The sequence below is a fragment of the Helicobacter bilis genome, assembly GCF_001999985.1.
GTDB lineage: Bacteria > Campylobacterota > Campylobacteria > Campylobacterales > Helicobacteraceae > Helicobacter_A > Helicobacter_A rappini.
On the sequence record NZ_CP019645.1, the window covers coordinates 2,325,081 to 2,346,221 of the forward strand.

Annotated in this window: 15 protein-coding genes; 5 read left to right on the forward strand and 10 right to left on the reverse strand. The window is 34.3% G+C overall.

What is annotated here, in order from left to right; genetic code table 11:
• Nucleotides 1-19: 19 nt before the first annotated feature.
• Nucleotides 20-904, reverse strand: a complete 885-nt coding sequence (gene sppA / locus XJ32_RS10395) for a signal peptide peptidase SppA (protein ID WP_077389581.1) — start codon at nt 902-904, stop codon at nt 20-22.
• 118 nt (nt 905-1,022) lie between these two features.
• Here sppA and XJ32_RS10400 point away from each other — a divergent pair, with 118 nt between their 5' ends.
• Nucleotides 1,023-1,544, forward strand: coding sequence for a DUF1440 domain-containing protein (locus tag XJ32_RS10400; RefSeq protein WP_005217741.1), 522 nt, complete (start codon nt 1,023-1,025; stop codon nt 1,542-1,544).
• Here the strand turns inward: XJ32_RS10400 and XJ32_RS10405 are convergent.
• The 7 genes from XJ32_RS10405 to XJ32_RS10425 form a co-directional block, all read right to left on the reverse strand.
• Nucleotides 1,519-2,613 (reverse strand): tetratricopeptide repeat protein, encoded by a 1,095-nt coding sequence (locus XJ32_RS10405; RefSeq protein WP_077389608.1) that lies wholly within the window; start codon nt 2,611-2,613, stop codon nt 1,519-1,521. The genes XJ32_RS10400 and XJ32_RS10405 overlap by 26 nt on opposite strands.
• A gap of 441 nt (nt 2,614-3,054) precedes the next feature.
• A complete protein-coding gene (locus tag XJ32_RS13260; RefSeq protein ID WP_302475935.1) occupies nt 3,055-3,183 on the reverse strand; it encodes a hypothetical protein in 129 nt (42 codons plus the stop codon).
• A gap of 137 nt (nt 3,184-3,320) precedes the next feature.
• Nucleotides 3,321-3,497, reverse strand: a complete 177-nt coding sequence (locus XJ32_RS12080; RefSeq protein WP_155761516.1) for a hypothetical protein — start codon at nt 3,495-3,497, stop codon at nt 3,321-3,323.
• A gap of 128 nt (nt 3,498-3,625) precedes the next feature.
• Entirely contained in the window at nt 3,626-4,054 is a 429-nt protein-coding gene (locus XJ32_RS10410) for a hypothetical protein (protein ID WP_077387943.1), read from the reverse strand.
• A gap of 5 nt (nt 4,055-4,059) precedes the next feature.
• The gene (locus tag XJ32_RS13020) at nt 4,060-6,399 is read right to left on the reverse strand and encodes a putative barnase/colicin E5 family endoribonuclease (RefSeq protein ID WP_077389587.1); all 2,340 of its coding nucleotides are present in this window, start codon (nt 6,397-6,399) and stop codon (nt 4,060-4,062) included.
• Nucleotides 6,374-7,357 carry a putative barnase/colicin E5 family endoribonuclease gene (locus XJ32_RS10420; protein WP_077389590.1) on the reverse strand — a complete coding sequence of 328 codons (984 nt, stop codon included), beginning with the start codon at nt 7,355-7,357 and terminating at the stop codon, nt 6,374-6,376. Before XJ32_RS10420 ends, XJ32_RS13020 begins: the two co-directional genes overlap by 26 nt.
• Nucleotides 7,320-8,825, reverse strand: a complete 1,506-nt coding sequence (locus tag XJ32_RS10425; RefSeq protein WP_077389593.1) for an LPD3 domain-containing protein — start codon at nt 8,823-8,825, stop codon at nt 7,320-7,322. Before XJ32_RS10425 ends, XJ32_RS10420 begins: the two co-directional genes overlap by 38 nt.
• 1,456 nt (nt 8,826-10,281) lie before the next feature.
• On the opposite strand from XJ32_RS10425, the gene XJ32_RS10430 reads away from it, so the two are divergent.
• Nucleotides 10,282-12,468, forward strand: a complete 2,187-nt coding sequence (locus XJ32_RS10430; RefSeq protein WP_077389596.1) for an autotransporter outer membrane beta-barrel domain-containing protein — start codon at nt 10,282-10,284, stop codon at nt 12,466-12,468.
• A 131-nt stretch (nt 12,469-12,599) separates the two neighbouring features.
• On the opposite strand, the gene XJ32_RS10435 is transcribed toward XJ32_RS10430, so the two are convergent.
• Complete coding sequence (locus XJ32_RS10435; protein ID WP_077389599.1) at nt 12,600-14,831, reverse strand: TonB-dependent receptor domain-containing protein; 2,232 nt, start codon at nt 14,829-14,831, stop codon at nt 12,600-12,602.
• A 286-nt stretch (nt 14,832-15,117) separates the two neighbouring features.
• Here XJ32_RS10435 and XJ32_RS10440 point away from each other — a divergent pair, with 286 nt between their 5' ends.
• The 3 genes from XJ32_RS10440 to XJ32_RS10450 all read left to right on the forward strand — a co-directional run bounded on the left by XJ32_RS10440 (nt 15,118) and on the right by XJ32_RS10450 (nt 20,302).
• The gene (locus XJ32_RS10440; RefSeq protein WP_167620021.1) at nt 15,118-16,041 is read left to right on the forward strand and encodes a catalase family peroxidase; all 924 of its coding nucleotides are present in this window, start codon (nt 15,118-15,120) and stop codon (nt 16,039-16,041) included.
• A 222-nt stretch (nt 16,042-16,263) separates the two neighbouring features.
• Nucleotides 16,264-19,794 carry a bifunctional proline dehydrogenase/L-glutamate gamma-semialdehyde dehydrogenase gene (locus XJ32_RS10445; RefSeq protein ID WP_254422539.1) on the forward strand — a complete coding sequence of 1,177 codons (3,531 nt, stop codon included), beginning with the start codon at nt 16,264-16,266 and terminating at the stop codon, nt 19,792-19,794.
• A 34-nt stretch (nt 19,795-19,828) separates the two neighbouring features.
• Nucleotides 19,829-20,302, forward strand: coding sequence for a peroxiredoxin (locus XJ32_RS10450; RefSeq protein ID WP_077390346.1), 474 nt, complete (start codon nt 19,829-19,831; stop codon nt 20,300-20,302).
• Between the two features lie 247 nt (nt 20,303-20,549).
• On the opposite strand, the gene aroQ is transcribed toward XJ32_RS10450, so the two are convergent.
• Nucleotides 20,550-21,050, reverse strand: coding sequence for a type II 3-dehydroquinate dehydratase (aroQ, locus tag XJ32_RS10455; RefSeq protein ID WP_004088046.1), 501 nt, complete (start codon nt 21,048-21,050; stop codon nt 20,550-20,552).
• Between the last annotated feature and the right edge of the window lie 91 nt (nt 21,051-21,141).

Below are 21,141 nucleotides of genomic sequence, written 5' to 3' on the forward strand. Positions count from 1 at the left end.
AACACATCATATTGCTGTCCTACACACCCCACATAAATTTTGGCATAAAAATGCTTTGTGCTTTTGTCGCTATGCTATCTGTAAGTTTATCAAGCAATACTTCCATTTTATCTTTTTTTAGCCATACAATCTCTTCTACTCCACTTAGATTCTGTAATATTTTTTCTACTTCACTCATACTATTTACACCATCTATTAAACCAAGTTTTAGGGCATTACTTGCACTAAAGATCTTGCCTTCAGCAAAATCTAGATGATTTTTAGCCTTCAGTCTTTCACCCCTTGCGGCGATCACATCACTATAAAACATTTTGTATTGCTCTTGTGTGAGATTGTTTATAAACTCTTTTTCTGTGTTTTTCCATTTACGCGTGATTGAGCCTATCTCTTTATATTCACCAGCACTAACCCCTTGCATTTTTATGCCTATTTTATCCATTGCTTCTTCAAAGTTTGGCGCACTAAAGATGACACCGATAGACCCCACTAATGCACCACGATTTGCATAAATGCTATGTGCATACATTCCTGCATAATAGCTACCACTTGCCATAAGCGATTGCGTATAAGCAACAACGGGTATTTTTTCATTCAGCTCTTTTATCATATCTGCTATTTCAATACTCGCTCCCACAGCCCCACCCGGTGAATCTATAAGCAGTAAAACCCCTTTAATATCATCATTTTTCTTAATAGCTTCTATTTGTGCGGCAAAGCTTTCACTCTCATAAATAGGGAAGTTTAGATAAAGTTTTGCTAGATTTGGTTTAGATTCTATCTCTTCATCACTTGCAAGAGTGGCTAAAAAAAGCACAATAAGAAGTAATACCACAACCTTAAAATAAGTATTAATAAAATCAAAAATACCCTTAATGCCCTTCCATAACACATGAAATATTTGCATAATAATCCTTTGCGTAAATATAGGGCTAGTATTATACTCTATTTTCAATAATGGCTTTGTTGGGTGCTACTTGAAGTATTTGTGTATAATTGCAAAAAGTAGATATGCAAGGAATAGTATGCAGGTTTATACAAATCTTAGTAAGATATATCGCGTATGGATAAGCCTTTTTATCGGCGTGATTGTAGGGAGTATTGGGAGTGTTGTGAGGATTGGCTGGGAGGTGCTATTCCCCCTATCTTTACAAATGCCCTTAGATTCTAACGCAGAGTATATATTGCAGTTATTATGTATTGATTTGAATCTACTTAGTTTGAAATATGTGTTTAGTGATGGCTACGAGTGGAGTGTAGTCTATCTTGTATGGCAGTTTTTATTTTCGATTTTTTTTAGTTTGTTTTATATTTTATTTGCGGAATTTTGGCAAAAGCTAAAATTTGCACATGGAATCTTTTATGGCATTATGTTGTGGCTATGTGTGTATGTTTTATTTCTGCCTTTGTGCGGATTTGTAAGAGTAGATTCTATGTTTAGCTATTATGTATGCAGCTTTATAGAATCTTTACTTTGGATATGGATTATCGAGCTTACAAGAAGGGATTTGCGTAATAGAATCACACACGAAAGAGATCCATTCTAGTGGCTAAATGGGGGGGGGGGGGTGTTTGCGCGGGAATAGCGATGGGATTTATCGTAGCGATTTCTGCACAAGCACTGCAGCGATAGGTGTAGAAAGGCGTTTGCGTATTGCATGAATTGCAACTATAAGTAAAGCTAATATCTGCCTTTATATGTGAGTATAATAATAAAAGTTGCAATACTTCAAGCGTAAAATCTTCACTTTTTTGGTATCCACTCACAAAGCCTTTTGCATGATAAATTGCCATTAAATCACTTCTATTCGCAATAAAATCAAAAGGCACTTCATGTTTTTGAAAATGCCATAAAATATCAATATAGGGCATAATATCTTGTAATAATAGAATCTTTTGCCAAAATAGCCCGACATTATAAAGCCGAAAATGCCGCAGGATAATATTTCTTAGCGTAGGGTCTTTTTCATAAAACATGAGTAGCTTTTCTTGCTGGTCTGCTAGAGAAATATGATGACTACTGCATAGCTGCATAACTTTTAGATAATTTTTAGTATGCCATATTTTTTTCATGGAGAATTTAGAATCAGCATTTGCGCTCACAATCTCTTCTAAGCTATTTAATGCTTCTATGGCTTCATCATAATGTTTTAGATTCTCACAGGTTCGCATATAGTATTCAAGAATACGGATATTATGCGGATAATAACGCAAAATTTCCAAAAAGATATTTTTACTTCTCTCCAAAAAACCAGCCCTATAATAACTATCACCGAGTAACTCTAGAATCTCTAGCTTTTCGTGCATCTCAAGTGGCTTTTCACTCAAGGTTTTATAAATGGCAATAGCTTGTTCATAATCCCCTGCTTTTGCGTAAGTCTGTGCGATTAATATGAGTGTTTGCGTAGCATTTTTAGCATGAGCGATAAACTCATCGATATTTTGCTGCAAACCAATACTATCAAACTGCTTACCTAAATTATCGATTAAATCTTGCTTTCGCTTATGCGCTCTAGTCCGCTTTAAAGAATCTAAAAAAAATACAAATGCTACCATAAATAGCAACGCAAGTATGCCAAATATCGGGTTTCTATACGCATTTAATATTTCAATCATGTTATGCCTTATTGGAATCTAATTTTTGTATTATAGCTTAGAATGTTTTTAAGATGGTGTTTGTGTGTTTAGAAAACTAGATGCTCAAACATTCAGGTGGATTATCGGGGTAATTTAGAGGGCAATAGTTTAGTTTTAAGTTTGCAGTTTTTCTTATTTTGTATAGCCTGAGAGAGATTGCTGTTAATAGATCCTATATAGTTTTATGTGCTTGTATATAGATTTCTTCACTATCTTTGTATGTTAGAAAGTTGTTTTATTTAAGATAAATTTGATTAGATTATGATGAGAGTTTGTATTCTTTGCCTACTTTTATTTGAAGATTAGAAATAAATAATTTTATTAAAACCCAGCTCATATTGCTTATATTCTTTAAAATCTTTTATAAGACGAGACATTATGGTATTGTTTATTTGAAAAGATTGTTGAGCATAAACAATTCTACTCACCAAATGCTTCTTTATAGTTCTGTGCCTCTCTTTGCAGAAGCTTTAAAAGATTTATATCGCCTTTGTATTTTGTCTGCAAAATTGAACGCATTGTAGGAATATCATCACAACCTTGTGCCATTTTTTCAAGTTCGCTTATCCGTTGTTCATCATAAGGCTCTTCTCCACCTATATGAATACATTCACAGCTTTTATTGATAAAGTCATTAACTTCTTTGTTTTGCGTATAAGGAATTTGAATATATCCATAGCTTGCTTTTACTCCATCTTTTTCTTGCTTAAATCTTGTAAAACTTGCTGTATGGGAGCATTTGGCATATACTTTACAAAACTATCTAAGGCATCTTTATATATTTGACTATCTTTCATCTTAGCTTCTATAAAGTCGAAATTCTCTTGGAATTTCTTTAAAGTGAGATTTTTTGTTTGTATCATTTTAAATCCTTTTTTTGTGGTATAATTCGAGTATCTTTAAGCCTTGCTATATGTTTTAACTCAATACTACTAGAGGACATGTAGCTAAACACGCTCTCATAGGGTAGATTGTGAGAGAGAGGTGGGGCTCAAGGGTTTTCTTGCATATATACAATTTTAATCTTATCGCTCATTAACATTTCTTTTAATCGATTTTCTTTTTTGTCAAAGTAGTATGTCTTAAAATCTATATTTCCAACAGAATCTATCCCTATTCCAAACAGATTTATTAGCTTTTTATCATTATCAAAAAATGGCTTATAGAAATACACACTAGGGCTACTTTGTCCTTCTCGTGCTTGTTCTACGATAAATAAAGGGTCTTTAAAGGTTTTAAAGAAGCCACCTTTTATATTGTCTCTGTTTGTATTGTAAGTGTTCTCTCTAAAATGTTTCCACGCATAAGAGATAGACACTTTTACATCTTTATATGGCGTTTTAATAAAGCCTATATTACCTTTAACCATTTCAAATTGCCCCTTAAACTCATCAAAGTTTCTAAACTCTGCTTGCGGCATTGTCTCTACTTTTTACCATTTTGCAAGGCAGATTCTATGGCTTTTGCTAACTCTTTGTTAAATATTTCATTACTCAAGCTATTTATTTCCTTTTTGCCTTTTAAAAAATCTCTAGGATTAAACTTTTGCATTATTTTAGCAAACATAGCTGGATTATTCTCACTCAAAGATTTGTAGTCTTGTTGTATGCTTTTAATAGCTAGTGTAGCGTATCTTTGTGCGGATTTATTCTTATAAATCTTGCTTACCGCCTTGCTTCCTATCGCTCCACCTAGCAATCCCAACGCAAATTTTTCAGGGCTAAAGGTGAGATTCCCATTCTCATCAGTCTCAATTCCTGCTGCACTGCCACTTAAGACTCCAGCTCCTAAATGTTGCGGATTAGCATACATGATATTAGGGCTGTTTTCATTAAAATATTTATGTGTAGATTCTTTATTCTTTGGTTTAGTCTTTGTAATATTGCCTTTTGTATCTGTATAGCTTCCTTTATTGTCAATATGCTTTATTTGGTTAGGATTAAATATAGCTATGGTATCACTTATTTCTTTACTTCTGCCATATCTCTCATCACGCACATTCTTATAAATAACACTATCAAATGGCTTTCCACTCTCTTTAGCTTCATCTAGTGCTTTTCTTATAGCTAAATCAAAATATTGTTCCCCTTTATAAATCTTATCTGCTAATTCACTTCTATCTACAAAGTCTTTACCTTGAAAGTCTATGACTAAAGGATTTTTAGCATTTAAGAATACTTTATAGATTCCATTATCACTATTTGGTAATTCTTTTGTATAGCTTAGGGCAACATTATGAGAGCTAGAGAAAAATCTAGCAGGATAGTTTGTTCCTGTATCATCTGTATGTTTTGGGGTGAGTATTTCTTTATTGCCTATGCTTTCTCTTGTGCCATGATAAAACACTTTAGGTATTCCATTTTCATCTTTTGTTAAAGGACTAGAATCTTTATGCCACTCTAGTAAATCTTTTGCCTTTTTCTCATCGTAATTAAACTTTTGCATAGTAGATTCTAGTGTTTGTTGTGGTATAATGTTGTTGTCGGTTGCGTTAAAAGTCTGTAACGCATTAAGGCTTTCATCAGCAGAAATAGTTTTGTTAGCACCGATTTTTTCTAATATATCCGCATGTAAATTTTTAGCTTCATAACTTGTTATTACCCATTGATTATCGCCTTTATTATGCCAACCTTTACTTAATCCTACTAAAAATACTTTGTTATCTTTTTGTAAGTAAAGCGTATTTACGCCATTTTCGGTAAGCAATTTGCCATTTTGTATAATCTCATTTATACCATTTATAAGTTTTTGTTCTTCTGTATTTCCGCTAAAACTTGAAAACTCATCGCCATGCTTCTCAATAATCTTAACAAGTCCATAGCCTTTTGCATGTTGTCCGCTGCCTTCAACTTCTCCCCAAACTAAATCAATATCCCCTAATTCTTTACGATGAAATGCCCCTGCGACTTGTCCTTTATACTCACCTTTAGCTCCGCTTTCTTTATGTGCTTGTGCTTCATTTATGAGTTTTTGTATAGCAGATTCCCCACTATGATAATGCTCGGCATAATTTGTGCCAAATTCTTTTATGGGTTTAATGTTGAGTGCATTCTCTATTGCTTCACGCATAAGAGTATCAAAGCCATTAAAGTCATCATCTTGGTTATTTAGACTTCTTTGCTTTAGAATAGAGAAATGTTCTCTTGTGTTAAATTCTCTACCATCATAGCTAAATGTATGATTTTCCGGTATATAGACTTCTTGTGTGGTAGCTAGTTTATCTTTTCTTTGTTTGATTAGATTTCTTGTCTTTTCTATCTCATTTGCAAAAAAGCTAAGATTAGTTTGTAGTTTATCCATTTGCTTTTGTGCTTGTTTGCTTGATAAATCTTTCTTTTCTAGCTCATTTATTTGTGTTTTAATGGATTCTAGTTTTTCTAATGCGTTTTGCTTTTCTTTCTCAAATATGCCTATTTCTTTGTGCAGCTTTTCTTTTGCTTTCTTTTCTTGTGTGATTAGTTTTTGTGTTTCTTTGCGTTTAGATTCTATATCTTTGTGTTGTTGTAGTAATTCTTTTGTCTCTGCTACACTTTTGCCGCTTTTTCTTGCTTGTTTAACTATTTCTTGTGGGGTTTGTGGTATAATGTCCTTTGAGTTTAAAGGGAGACTCGCCCCTTTAGTAGAATCGTTAGCGGGTGCTGTCTTAGCGGTTTTCTCTATATTATCATCAAACGCAGTTACTATCCACTTATTTTCCCCTTGTTTATTAAATCCTTTATTTATACCAACTTTAAATCCGTTATATTCTATTGTTATAGGCTTCATCTCTGCCTTGTCGCTTTACTACTTCCCCATCTTGTATAATCTTATCTAGCTCTTTTGCTATGTCCTCAAACTCATCGCCGTGCTTCTCAATAATCTTAGCAAGTCCATAGCCCTTTGTATTTTTACCTTTTCCTTTAACTTGTCCCCAAACTAAATTAATATCGCCTAATTCTTTACGATAAAATGCCCCTGCCACTTGTCCTTCTTTTTCTGCCATAAGCTTTTGAATAGCTTCTTGTCCTTTTCTGTAAAACTCCGCATAGTTTTTTCCAAACTCTGCTATTGGTGTTATATCTAAAAGTGCTTCTATTTGCTCTCTGTGATATTCTAATTCTCCAAGTCTTTTTTTGAATGTTTTGTCTTTAACTGCATAGTCATATCCCATTTTCTTTCCAATACCCCCAATCATATTAACAGGATAAAGATTTAATGCTTTTTCTATACTTGAACTAGCGGCATCTTCAAAAAAACTTTCTACATCACCAAATCTTTCTTTAAATACTTCAGGTTTTCTCGTATAATTATCCAAAACGCCCATAAGCCATTTATCAACTTTAGGATATTTTTCCCTTAAGCCTCTTGGTATTTGTAAGTAGTCTATCTCTATGTTTAAAACATCAGCTTGTCTCACTTTCGTAACATATTCATTTTTATTAAAAGTGTTACTTGAGACATCTCGTATTCCTTTGCCCTCTCTTAAATCCTGCTTTATTTCATTGAATCTTTTTAGCGCATCTTCTTCTGTGTGATACCATGTGCCAACACCATTTAAAAAATATTGTCTCTCACCTCTATCAAATATCTCGGCTAATTCATCATATAGACTTTGCCTTTCTGCTTGAAGATTTTCAATTTGCTTAATATCATCAGGGTGGTGTGGCATATTAGCTAGTGTTTCGATTTGTGTTTTCTCTTTTGGCTTATCTATGCTTTTGTGATTGTGTGAATGGATAGTCATCAAGCAATTTAGTTTGTATTTTTTCTATTGCTTCAAGTGCTTCATCACAAGCTTTAAAATCATCAATAATGTCTAAAGCAGCACGATTGAGAGAGTTTTTGACTTGTTCTGTTGCAGCTACATAATCATCATATTTGATTGATACATTATCTCTAACTTCATTAAGGTGTTTAAGTGCTGCATAAACTTCTTCTCCATTATCGCTGTATTCAAGTTTTGCATGTTTCATAAACCATAGGTCGTCTTTAAGGTCATATTGATATAAGAAATCATCTATTAGATTTGTGTATTCTTTTGCCTGTGTTAAAGATTCATTACTGCTTTTTTCACCACTTGCCCTTGTTGTTTCTTTTTGTGTTACAGGTTCTTGTGTGCTTTTAGATTCTTTGCTTAACTCTTTTTGTGTTGGCATATCTCTTTGCTGAAATAATTCTTGTAAGTCTTTATTTGCCTTGTTGAGAAGTTCTGCCTCTTTTTCTGTGGCTTGTTTAAACAGACTTTTTACTTCTTTTTCTATTTTCTTATCAGTAAATCTTATGTTTAGTTTTTCTAAAAATTCTTTAGGTTTTTTACTATTTGGGTGAGGGGTAAGTATATGATATTTTCCCATTGTGTCATTATTTATATATCTTTGAAATATATCTGCTTTAATATCATTTAACACATCATCATAATCGCCATAAAGCCTTAATCCACTCGCTAAATTTTGTATGTTCTTAAAGTCAATATCATAGTAAGCTTTTTTGCTTAATGTATCTAATTCATTTGCAAAATCACTCCATATCCAAAAAAGAGTATCAGCAGTATCATCGAGTGTATTATTAATTTGTTCTTTTGGTGCTGTTTGTGGTATAATCTCACTAACATTTTCTAAGGGCGTAAGAGAAGTGTCGCTCTTTTGTTTAGACTTAGTTAAATGGTCGGCTAAATCTCCATTCGGCACTTGGGCTAAAGGTTTAGTTGATTCTAAACTCTCTAATTCCAAAGTATAAATTCGCCTTGAATCTTTATCTAAACTTTCTTTAACTAAAATCTTTGCATTAGCATTATCATTTACTTGTGAAATAAAAGTGTGTATTTGTATTGCAGGGTCGCCATTCTTTAAATCTTTTGTTGTTGCTTTTTTTGTGGCATTCTTATAAAGGTTTTCTATATCTGCACTAGCTTTAAAATGTTGTTGCAAACTAAAGCCATTTTCTATACTTTTATTAACTGCCTTATCGCTTCCCATTTTCTTAATACTTGTTTTTGACACTTGGGCTGTAATGCCGCTTGATATATTTGTAATGTCTTTATTGAGAATTGGGGTAAGAATAGCGGATAAATTATTTCTTAAGCTTTGTAATTCTTGCAAAGGCTTAGAATCTAACACATTCCTAAACCTATCCACTTCCACTGCTTTATTTTCACTAGGCTTATTATATGGTAATAGCTTTATCTCTTTTGTAGTGTTTTTAAACTCCTGCATAGAATCTAAAAAGTCATTAGTCTTAGCATTAATATCTCTTAAATGTGCTTTTAGGTTAGCATTAGCTTTATATGGCAGTGCTTTTATCTCATTACTTAAAGGTTTAAAGTCTAGCTGTGCTAAAGGCTTATTTAATGCTTTTGTAGTATTTAGAAACTCTTTATAAAGATTATGAAATATAAAATTCTTTATAGCTTGAGAAGTTAAAGGCAGTGTTAGATATGCCTTGCTCGTTTTGTCTTAAGTAGAGATGTAGGCCCTCGCAAGTCTATCACTTACTAATAAATCTTTATTTGCTTTTATGTCTTATGTGGTATTGAATAAGCTAATACTTTACTTGTATTATTAAATTTATTTGTTTGATATGTGGTATTTGTTGTATTTATATTATTTATTTCATGCATAACATTAAACATTAATATCATTAATATTGCTATCATATGTAAAGTTGTCAAATAAGCTAATTTCATTGTTTACTTGTTTATTTTGTTATTAGCTTTAGCTTTATTGTTAAACCTTATTTATGCTATTTTCAAAGCCTATTATAATCCTTTTTATATCGTGTAATATTGTATATTACATGTTTATCATTCCTTATAAAATAGTGTTTATTATTTTTACCTTATCAAAGTATGTTTAGAAGTGTTTGCATGTAAGGTTATTATTGTTTTGCATGTATGCCACACTAAGAGCCAAACATATAAGGCATAAGACAATCAAAGCATACATAAATACTAGCATACGCATTACATATATAATAACATTAATGCTTACGCGTGTTTTCACAAACACCAATGAATCTTTTGCAAAATACAAAGTATGTGTCCCTATTATATAAGACTTTTATGTGTTGGTGTGTTTTGTATTTGTGATTAAGTGTGTTTTTGTGTGTTAAAAAAGTTAAAGTATGTAGAAATGATACAAGCAAATAAATCAAATAACACACCTAGCTAATAGTAAAGATTTAATTTTTAAACCTACTGATAACGACGAAACATTAAGGTTTTAGTTGTGTATGCTTTGATTGGTTTATGCGTGTTTGGCTTTACTTAGTGTTTTATGCGTTTTATTTATCGCGACATTGATTTGATTTCATGGATTTATGATGTGTGGTTTCAAAAATTTTATACTTGAAGTACAGTATAGAAAAGCTACAGAATCTGGATTGCAAAATAACTTAAAAATAAATATGTTTTGCTTTCACCATAAAGGCTCAATATAATAAGAAACCAATTTGAGTTTCTAGTGTTTATCATGTTAATGGCAACAAGTCTAGACACAACGATATTTAATCAGCAACTTTAACAATACTATTTTTATTCACACATGAATGTATAGGAAAATAAGATACACAAAGTTTTAAACAATGTTTCTATTGGTAATCTTTAGCAAACTTTTTTAAAAACATCTTATTATCATAATCATCTGTAAATGCTCATAGATTAGAATCTCTCGCATGAAAAAGGAAGTCGTTATATTAGTCTTATTGTCTTGCCATGCCTTGCACGCAGACTACACGGGGCATTTACCCAGCTCTATTGTGTTGCAAAATGGGGAGAACGCAAGTCATAATCTCACCGCAACATGTGGGAATCAATACTGCTATGTTGGTTTGCCAAGCGCGTTTAATCCAAATGCCTATGATTTTTCCTATTCTACCAATAACGGCACCTCAAGCCTTACCATAAATGCCGCTATGCCACAAGGCACAACGCAAACTCTGTCTATTTTCTATGTTGGGAATCTTAGTGTAGGGAGTAACTCAAAACTTAGTTTAAATGACTTTCATACCCTATCAATACAAAAAGGTTTAACCTTAGGGGCTAATGCGACTTTAGAACTTACACTGCAAAAAGGCAAAAAAATTAATGCAAGCGAGTTTGGTCCATCATCAAAAGTTATATTTTCACGCAATGCTGATTTGACTTTACATAGTGGTGCTTTATTGAATGCAACCAATATGGACTTTTTTATCATAGATTCTAAAACCACTATCCATAGTGGTGCGACTTTGAAAGTGGAATCTAGCACAATAAGAATACAGAATGTGGTAAAAAATAGTGGCACATTAGAGCTAAATGGAGTTGTATGGAATGTTGGACAAAGCACAAACGGCATAGACCTTGCAACTTCACGCTTTAGTAATACTGAAGGCAATGTAAAAGTTAATGGAGATTTTAATAATGGTGGTAAGCCAACAGCAGACACGATAGCTGGTAGCTTTTGGCAGAATGACGCGCCAAGCCCTGGTGGCGGGGATCTCATCAATTATGGTGGCACTATACACATTACAGGAAAGCTTATAAATCAGCAAGGGGTAGAGGGAAGTAGGACACAAAATTCTAGTGTGCAAATCTATGGCGGAAAGATTAAGGTTGATGGTGGCATGACAAATGATGCAAATAGCACATTAATCTTTGGTGCATATAAGGGACAAATGGGGCAGCTAGAAGGCAATCTTACAAATAATGGTAAAGTAGTCGTTGATACTGCCGGTGTGGCTATGGGCAGCCATAGTCTTATTACAGGGCAAGTAAGTGGCGATACGAAGTTTGATATTATCTTTAGGGGTGGGGCAAATGAATTTATCGGTGCAAATGTTGTAAATGGTGCTTTAGAAATCAAGGCAGATTCCGCAAAGATACAAGATTTTCAGCACACGCTTACAGATAATGAAAAAAGCATGATAAACGCACTTGATAAGCAGATGAATGGAATCTATACCTATGGTGGCAGCTCTCTTTTAAGAAATGTCGCTAGAGATTCTGTAAATGGCGTGGCAAACTCATTTATTAATGCACCTTTAGCGATTTTAGATTCTATGCAAACTCATGGTGCAGATTTTTCTCATACACAAGGCTTTAGTATAGGGGCATTTGGTGGCGGTATTATGAGTGAGAGTATGGGCGGTGTGATGAGTGGCGTTAAGGCTAGTTATAACACAAGTTTATACTCCCATTTACTTGCAACACATTTTGCCTATGGATATGGCTCGATGAATCAGCATTTTGAAACTTATAAGGGCACATTTCAAAGCCATGCATTAAGTTTTTCTCTCATGGATAGAATCTTATTAGAAAAAATCAATATCGATATAGGCTTGCATGGGACATTTGGCTTTTTTGCAACAAGAGATATGTTGCAGTTTTCTAGCACAAACACAGCTTTTAATAGCGATTTTAACGCGTATAATCTCAACGCAAATGTAAATATAAGCTATCCATTTATTTTTCAAAGCTTCTCCATAGCCCCAGTTGCAGGGCTTAGACAAAGCATAATCACACAAAGCCCATATCAAAATAACAAAGCTCTAGAGATACAGAGTAATGGCTATACAAACCATATCACAAGCATGATTTTAGGGCTAAATCTAGCATATAATCTCAATCAAGTAAGCACATTTTTTATAAACTTAGCATACGAACCGATACTCTATCATGCACAAAAAAGCACAAGTGTTATATTAAATCAGCAAAATCTCACCTTTGACACACTATCATCACTTCATACATTTAACATGCAAATGGGTGCAAACTGGCAGATAAATAGCAATATGAAAACAAGTCTTAATGCTTTTTATAAGGCAGATATGAGTAGTAGTCATATCTTTGGTGTGCAAGCAAACTTTGGATATGAGTTTTAACTTTGCCTTTAGACTTTATTATTATTGTGTGAGATTGCTATCTGCTACTAAGCTAACCATTAAGCTACAGGGTTAAACACTTGCAATAATTGTAGGTATCATTTTAACTCATGCTACAATCATAATAGAATCTAAAAATCCATATTTACACTAAACCAATATCTTCTGCCTTCGGCAATGTAGTTATACATATTACCAACTAGTGCATTGCCGGTGTAGTTATTTCCGCCACCACCGCTAGTCTCCCAACCATATTGTCTATAATCTGCGAAGTTTTTATCTAAAAGGTTATAGATAGCAAAATTTACTTTAAATTTCTCATTAATTCTATAAGTAGCCCCTAAATGTAAAAGCATAAAAGGTTTATAATATGCCCCTAGCACTTGCTGTTGTGCTGCATCTGTGCCCGGTCTCAAACCTCTAAAGCGATTACCTTGCACTTCACTCCGTAAATATACATGTAAATCTTCCCATGTATAGCCAAGCTTTGCGTTAAATCTATGGTCTAGCGTGTCTGTGAGTGGTGCACCTTTGAGATTGCCTGTTAGTTGCTCACTGCTTGTAAAAGTATAACTCACATCAAAATTCACCCCATAAAGTGGCTTTATCCCCGCATAGAGTTCTACACCTTGTATATAGGATTTATCGACATTGATCGCACGAGAGCAACCTCTAGTGAATTCCGCACTACCACATATACTTGCATTTGCTTGACTAGCTAAAGTCTCCGAGCTAATCTTATCCCAAAAGAGACTATAAAAATAGGTGATTCCAGATTCAAAATAGTCATTATCTGTAAGAGCGGTTAGCTCAAAGCTTAAACTTGTTTCAGGTTTTAGGTTTGGATTCCCTAAAAATGCGAGTTGCCCTTGTGCGCCAAAACCATATTGTCCATCTATGAGCTGATTAAGATATGGTGCTTTATACCCCATACTTACGCCACCTTTAAGCGTTAGCCAATCAGGGATTGCCTCATAAACCAAATATGCCTTTGGCGAAGTGTTAAAACCAAAGCGTGAGTTATAATCTTCCCTTAGCCCTAAAGTAAAACGAAATCCATCAAAGGCTTCCCATTCATTTTCTGCAAAAAGGGCGAGAGTGTGCTGTGAAAACTGACTAGGCTTTGCTACCATATCCTGCATCCATGAAAACCAGTATTGCGCCCCAACGCTTAGATAGTTTTCATAAGGCAGGTCGATAAAGCCTTTTGATTCTAGAATCACATCTTTACCAGCTATTTGTCGTGGATTATTGGGCTTTGTATTTGTCATGCGTCCATCGTTATTACTTTGATTAAACTGCAAAGAATTTTCTATACTCCATGTGCCATAGTTGCCTTTATGTGCGATGATATTGTTGTTTCTACTTACAATATAGGCGTTCGCTGTGCTTGTGTGTTGCCCTAACTGCTCTTTGCTATTATCATACCATTGACTCGCATAACTTGTATCAAAATAAATATGATTATTAGAATCTAGATTCCATAAAAGTCTGCCACCAATATCATAGATATGTGCCATAGTGGGATTACCGATAAAGCCTGCGCTATCGGTTACTATATCGCCTACATTTGGGAATGTTGGTGAGCCTGCGCTATTATTCGGCTTATTTTGTGTAATTGTATATTGATATTTTACATCGGAGGGTTCTCTAAAGTAGTAACGAGCCCTTAGCTGCAGCCCAAGTTTATCCTTAATAATAGGTGCGACACCAAAGAGATTTAGCATGTAGCCAGAGCCATATTGTCTGTCTTCATTTTGCGTTGTTTCTAGCCCGATATTCACAGCGTATTTATCAAAACTCTTTTTTGTAATGATATTAATCACACCGCCAATCGCATCACTCCCATAAAGCGTACTCATAGGACCACGGATAACCTCAATCCTCTCAATCGCACTCAAAGGTGGCATAAAGCTCGTATCAGCCTGACTCCAACCCGCATTTGTCGTATTAATATCCCCTGCGACACTTGTGCGTTTGCCATCGATTAGAATCAAAGTATAGTTTGCTGGCATACCGCGGATAGAAATCTTTAATCCACCTGTTTTTCCTAACTCTGTATTGACATCAATGCCCGGAATATCAGCAATAGCTTCCGCTAAATCCCTATGAGGCTTATTCTCTAACTCTTCTCTGCTAATCACGGTGATAGAAGCGGGAGCATCTTTTAGTAGTTGTTCTGTGCCACGAGCAGTCGTTACGACTTGTTGTAGTTTATAGTTTTTTGCTTCTGTGTTTGTGGTTGATTGTATTTTGTCGTCTTGTGTATCTGCGAGCATAAAGCCAGATAACACCAAAGAGAGTAGAGAATAGTGTGAAATACGCTTCGAGATAACACGATTTTGCATAGATTTTGTTAGCATTAAATATCCTTGTGTTTAAAAATATCATATTGTATCATAATAATTTATAAATTAATAATCAATTGTATTATTTTATTTTAAAATATATAGGAATTATTATTATTTATAGCTTATTATGTCGTAAGTAATACAAACATAATAACACCAGATTTACAGATTTAATATAAAAACATTGTAAGATTTTAGAGTTTTATTTTAATATTAAGGAATGTCAATGTTTTATATGAAAAATGCTACTAAGTTTATCATCTCAAAATTCTTTGTTAGCACTCTGCTTGTTAGCACAATGTGTGTTTATGGAAATGATGCAAAGCAATACGATGCGGAAGGTATTGCTGATGTGTTTTATGCGTTGAATGGAGATTCTAAAGATCCACATAAAAAGATTAATCATACAAAAGGCTTTTGTGCGAATGGAGAGTTTATCCCAGCAAATAACATTACAAAAACGCTAAATATACCATTGTTAAAAGAAAAAAGCATTAAGACAGAAGTGCGATATTCACTTGGTGGTGGAAGCAGAGTGGCAAGCGATAAATCAAAGCCTAGAGGCATGGCTTTGAAAATTCAAGGGCAAAAAGATGAATGGGAAATTGTTATGCTAAATACTGAGATTAACTTTGCAAAAAATCCACAGGAATTTGGCGAGTTTTTTGCGATGAGAATCCCAAAAGATGGCAAGGTGGATACTGCCTATATCGCTAAGAGAACAAGCGAGGTCGCATCATACAAAAACTTTGAAGAATATATGAAAAATATCGGTATAACAGGCAGTGTGGCAAATACAATGTATCACAGCATTCACACTTTTTATTTTAAGGATAGTAAGAATAAACTCATTCCGGCAAGATTTAAATTTGTCCCAGCAAATGGCGTAGCCTATCTCAAAGAAAACGAGCTGCAAAAAGTTAGCAATGACTTTTTAGAATCTGATTTTAAAGAAAAGAGCAAAAAAGCCCCGATTGCTTATAAGATGATTCTAGTCCTAGCAAATCCAAAGGATAAAACCGATGATACTACAGCCCTTTGGAGTGGTAAGCACAAGGAAATTGAGGTTGGCACATTGCTTGTAAAACAATATAATGGTGATGTATGTAATGGCGATGTGTTTATGCCAAATGTATTGCCTAATGGTGTAGAAGCTCCAAAAGACCCGCTATTTGAAACACGCAATGATGTATATTCGATCACTTTTGGTAGAAGACAATAAAAATACAAAAATCACACATCAATAAAAGTTTATGTGTGATTGTGAAGTTAGAGACTGCAGGTTTGTATATGATTGGGTGTTGCATAGTAAATAAACTAAAAGCCCTATAAATAAAATATAAATTTTTATATTTTTTACTCTTTATTGCATAACTTTGGGTTACAATATGCGTTTATGCTTAGTTTGAAAGGAGATATTATGCAATCCGTTGATAATAAAGAGATAATTGAGGCAAGTTTGTCCTTAGCAAAGACATTGCAGCACAAAATCAATAGTGATTTAAGTTGTAAAGAAAAAAGATTCCGTAAAAAGATGATGAAAATGCTTGAAAATCCAAGCAGTAAGGTTATGCTTATTGAGTTGCTTGATAGAAGTTTTCGCTCAAAAGATAATGAAATGGCACACGAACTCATCTCGCATACTTTGCAAAAATATGGGATTGCTGATTTTTTCTCTTCGTTTGAAAAGGTATTATTGCAACTATTTTTGGGTATGGGTAAAAGTATGCCGTGTGTGAGTGTGCCTTTTTTCATAAAGAATCTAAAAAAAGATACAAAAGCTATGGTGCTAGATGCCTCGCCTATTGCCCTGAAAAAACATGCAGATAAAAGGGCTAGTGAAAACATTGGCTTAAATGTGAATCTAATCGGTGAAGAGGTGCTTGGGAATCTAGAGTCAAACTATCGTTTGCAAAAGTATGAAGACGCTCTAAACTCAAACTACATTAATTATATCTCTATCAAAATTACAACTATTTTTTCTCAAATCAATATCCTAGATTTTGAATACTCAAAGCGTGAGATAGTAGCAAGGCTTGATAAACTCTATGGCATTGCAGAAGAAAAGCAAAAGGCAGGTATCTCAAAGTTTATTAATCTTGATATGGAAGAGTTTAAGGACTTGGAACTCACGGTGGCAGCCTTTATGGAATCTCTTGCGAAGTTTGATATTAAAGCTGGGATTGTATTACAAGCGTATTTACCAGATTCTTATGAGTATTTAAAAACTTTAGTAGCCTTTTCTAAAGCGAGAGTAGAGAGCGGTAAGCCCCCGATTAAGATTCGCATTGTAAAAGGAGCGAATATGGAGGCTGAAGAGACTATTGCAAGTGTAAAGGGTTGGGAGTTGCCGACATTTAGACAAAAGGTTGATACAGATTCTAACTATAATAAAATGCTTGATTATATCCTGCAAGATTCTAATTTTAAATACATTGATATAGGTATCGCATCGCATAATATCTTTCAAATCGCTTATGCGATGACAAGGATAAATAGGGCAGGGGCGCAAGATAGCTTTACTTTTGAAATGCTTGAGGGTATGAATTTAAAAGCAAGTTTTGAGGTAGCTTCAAGAAATAAGCTTATTTTATACGCCCCGGTATGCGATGATGCGCATTTTAATAATGCTATTGCATATCTTGTAAGGCGACTTGATGAAAATACAGGTAAAGATAACTTTATGCGTTATGCCTTTGATTTAGAGATTGATTCTATTGCGTGGAAACAGCAGGAACAAATCTTTTTACAATCAATCGAGGGTATAAAAAGTGTGCAAGAGACAAGTTATAGGCAGCAAAATAGACTTAAAGCCCCATTTACACAAAAAGCAAATCTTGCTTCTTTCTTTAACGAGCCTGATACTGACTTTATATTGAAACCAAATAGAGAATGGGCGGAGGCGATTAAGACAAAGTGGCTAAATACAGAATCTATTGAGGTTACACCAATAATTGGCGATAAAACTCCAAAAGATAATAAAAGAGAGATTAAGCAAAAAGGCGGCGATAAAGTCATTGCTAATGTGTATTTAGCAAATAAAGATAGTTTAAAAGCGGCTATGGCGTATGTAAAACAAGCACAAAATATACTAAGCTATGAAAAGCTTGGCGAGATTTTGTTGAAAACTGCAGAGATTGTAGCAGAAAGGCGTAATGATTTAATCGGTATAGCAGCCCTTGAAGTGGGTAAAACCTTTGCAGAAACAGACGCTGAGGTAAGTGAGGCGATAGATTTTCTTAGATTCTATCCGCATAGCATGTATAAATTGCTAGAAACACATAAAGATTTTATGCTAAAGCCAAAGGGTGTTGGCGTAGTGATTACGCCGTGGAATTTCCCCGTTGCTATTTCTGTTGGTGGCATTGCCGCTAGTCTTGCTAGTGGGAATAGGGTGATTTATAAGCCATCTAATATTTCTGCTGTTACAGGCAGTATATTAACGCAGTGCTTTTATGATGCGGGACTACCGAAAGATTATCTTGTATTCTTACCTGCAAGTGGCAAGGATGTAAATGAGATTCTATTAAAAGAAGCGGATTTTGCGATTTTAACAGGCGGGGAAGATACGGCTTATGAGATTTTAAAAGAGAATCCAACACTATTTTTAAGTGCTGAAACAGGCGGTAAAAATGCGACTATTGTAAGCAAAATGGCAGATAGAGACCAAGCGGTAAAAAACATTATCCATTCAGCTTTTTCTAACTCTGGGCAGAAATGCAGTGCTACTTCTTTACTCATACTTGAAGAGGAAGTGTATAAAGATGAGCAGTTTAAACGCACATTGATTGATGCGGCAAATAGCCTTCATGTTGGGAATCCATTTGACTTTAAGAATAAGTTAGGGTATCTAAGCAGCACTATTGATGAGAAAGTAAAGCAGGGCTTAGAGTTAGAGCAAGGTGAAGAGTGGGTATTAGCCCCAAGTTTTGAAGATGAAAATCCCTATGCGATGAGACCATGTATTAAATATGGTGTAAAAGAGGGTAGCTATTCACATAAGAGTGAATTTTTCACGCCGATTTTATCAGTTATATGTGCGAAAGATTTAGAGCATGCCATAGATATCGCAAACTCTACTGGATATGGTTTAACAAGCGGTTTTGAATCTCTTGATGAAAGGGAATGGGATTATTATCTAAAGCACATTGAAGCAGGGAATCTTTATATTAATAAATCTACGACAGGGGCGATTGTCCTGCGGCAGCCATTTGGTGGGATTAAAAAGTCAGCAGTTGGCTTTGGCAGAAAGGCTGGAAGTTATAACTATGTGGCACAATTTGTAGATATTATCCCTAATAATAGCACACAAGAAAACACAGATTTAAACACAAATTTACATATGGGGCATAGCTTTATTGATAGTATGCAATATCTTATTAATATTACGCAAGATGAAAGTATTAAAAATGAATTAAAGGCGTTTTTACAAACTGCAAAAAGCTATGCGTATTTCCATGAAAATGAGTTTTTACAAAAAAGGGATTTCGTGCATATAAGGGGAGAAGACAATCTCTTTTACTATGTGCCGGTAAAATCAGTCATTTATCGTGTTAGAAAAGAAGATTCTCTAAGTGATATTTTAAGCGTTATTGCTAGCACTCAATTAATTAGTGCTAAGCTTACTATAAGCCTTAAAGCCACAGAAATGAGTGAATCTTTAGGTTTTGTGCTAGAACATATAAAAACATTGCAGCTAAAAAATATCGCTATTGAGTATCAAAGCCTAGAGCAGTTTATTGAGAGTGCAGGGGAGTATGAGCTTATCCGCTATCTTGAATCGCCGGATAATGAAAATCTTGTATATAAAGAGCTAATAGGGCAGGGCAGGGCGAAAGGAAAGTTAATCGCATATCATAAGCCCTATGCGAATGGATATTTTGAGCTTTTATACTATCATACAGAGCGTGCCGCAAGTATTGCATTCCATAGATATGGGAATCTTGGTAGAAGAGCATTGCAAGGTAATAAATAGATTCTATATATAAGGGAAAAAGATGAGTGAAAAAATGCAGTTAAAAGCAGGAGATACAGCCCCATTATTTAGCTTACCAAATGAAGATAATGTGGTGATTGCTTTAGAGGATTTGCTAGATTATACAATCATTTTATATTTTTATCCAAAGGATAATACGAGTGGCTGCACCACAGAGGCACAAGAGTTTAGCGCATTGCAAGAATCTTTTGAAAAGCATAATGCCATTATTATAGGCATTAGCCCAGATAAACCCGCAACACATAAAAAGTTTATACAAAGCAAGGATTTAAATGTCGTGCTTTTAAGCGATAGTGATAAAAGTGTAGCGATGAAATATCATGCCTATGGTAAGAAGATAATGTATGGTAAAGAAGTGCAGGGGATCTATCGTAGCACTTTTATCATACAAAAAGGAAAAATTATAGAATCTTTTTATAATGTCAAAGCAAAAGGACACGCACAAACAATCCTTACATACCTTACAAATTTAGATAAAAATAAATAGATTCTGTATTTGTTACCATTTTTCTATCTTTTATGTGTAATGAATTTAAATTGAAAGAGAATATAAAGACATAAGATTTTAATAGCACTGAAGAGATAATATTCAAAGCCCTTTAAGCTTTTAAGTATATAGCAATTAAGGGCTTTATGCGACAAATTAAGCTATATGCTATTTAAGGCGATATAAAGCTATCTTAGGTTTTGACAAAAATAACTTTATTTACTCTAGTGCTAATGTTTTTAATACACTAAGATTGCTGTTGTGCTTGTTGCTGACTTTGTTTTAGCATATTGAGTTCATTTATCACATTCATAATAGCAATGAGTGCTAAATGATAGCTTAGTGGTCCAAAGCCAGAGATAATGCCCACACTCACCGCACCAGTTACACTTACTCTGCGTTCAGGCTCTCTTGCATGGATATTGCTTAAATGTGCTTCAATCACAGGCACACCAGATGCTACGATTGCATCGGCTACGCAAATAGAAGTGTGCGTTAAACCACCCGGATTCATAATCACGCCATCATATTCACCACCAACGCATTCTTGCAATTTATCAATTATCTCCCCTTCAAAATTGCTTTGAAAAAACTCAAGCTCTAAAGACTCACCATTTGCACCCTTTTGTGTCGCAGCAAACGCACTCATATTATTATGGATTTGTTCTAGCGTCATAGTCCCATATAGTCTTGGGTCTCTGTGTCCTAACATGTTTAGATTTGGTCCTTGAATGACTAATATTTTCATGTATGCTCCTTATTACAAAGTAAAGGCAAGATTCTATCAAAATTTAAAGGGCTTTTATTAAACAAAAAGATTTATCAAAAATATAATTTTC

Excerpts from the sequence above, each read along its gene's own strand:
- sppA (WP_077389581.1), bottom strand. The coding sequence starts at position 904 with ATGCAAATATTTCATGTGTTATGGAAGGGCATTAAGGGTATTTTTGAT.
- XJ32_RS10400 (WP_005217741.1), top strand. The coding sequence starts at position 1,023 with ATGCAGGTTTATACAAATCTTAGTAAGATATATCGCGTATGGATAAGC.
- XJ32_RS10405 (WP_077389608.1), bottom strand. The coding sequence starts at position 2,613 with ATGATTGAAATATTAAATGCGTATAGAAACCCGATATTTGGCATACTT.
- XJ32_RS13260 (WP_302475935.1), bottom strand. The coding sequence starts at position 3,183 with ATGGCACAAGGTTGTGATGATATTCCTACAATGCGTTCAATTTTGCAG.
- XJ32_RS12080 (WP_155761516.1), bottom strand. The coding sequence starts at position 3,497 with ATGATACAAACAAAAAATCTCACTTTAAAGAAATTCCAAGAGAATTTC.
- XJ32_RS10410 (WP_077387943.1), bottom strand. The coding sequence starts at position 4,054 with ATGCCGCAAGCAGAGTTTAGAAACTTTGATGAGTTTAAGGGGCAATTT.
- XJ32_RS13020 (WP_077389587.1), bottom strand. The coding sequence starts at position 6,399 with ATGAAGCCTATAACAATAGAATATAACGGATTTAAAGTTGGTATAAAT.
- XJ32_RS10420 (WP_077389590.1), bottom strand. The coding sequence starts at position 7,357 with ATGACTATCCATTCACACAATCACAAAAGCATAGATAAGCCAAAAGAG.
- XJ32_RS10425 (WP_077389593.1), bottom strand. The coding sequence starts at position 8,825 with ATGCAGGAGTTTAAAAACACTACAAAAGAGATAAAGCTATTACCATAT.
- XJ32_RS10430 (WP_077389596.1), top strand. The coding sequence starts at position 10,282 with ATGAAAAAGGAAGTCGTTATATTAGTCTTATTGTCTTGCCATGCCTTG.
- XJ32_RS10435 (WP_077389599.1), bottom strand. The coding sequence starts at position 14,831 with ATGCTAACAAAATCTATGCAAAATCGTGTTATCTCGAAGCGTATTTCA.
- XJ32_RS10440 (WP_167620021.1), top strand. The coding sequence starts at position 15,118 with ATGTGTGTTTATGGAAATGATGCAAAGCAATACGATGCGGAAGGTATT.
- XJ32_RS10450 (WP_077390346.1), top strand. The coding sequence starts at position 19,829 with ATGCAGTTAAAAGCAGGAGATACAGCCCCATTATTTAGCTTACCAAAT.
- aroQ (WP_004088046.1), bottom strand. The coding sequence starts at position 21,050 with ATGAAAATATTAGTCATTCAAGGACCAAATCTAAACATGTTAGGACAC.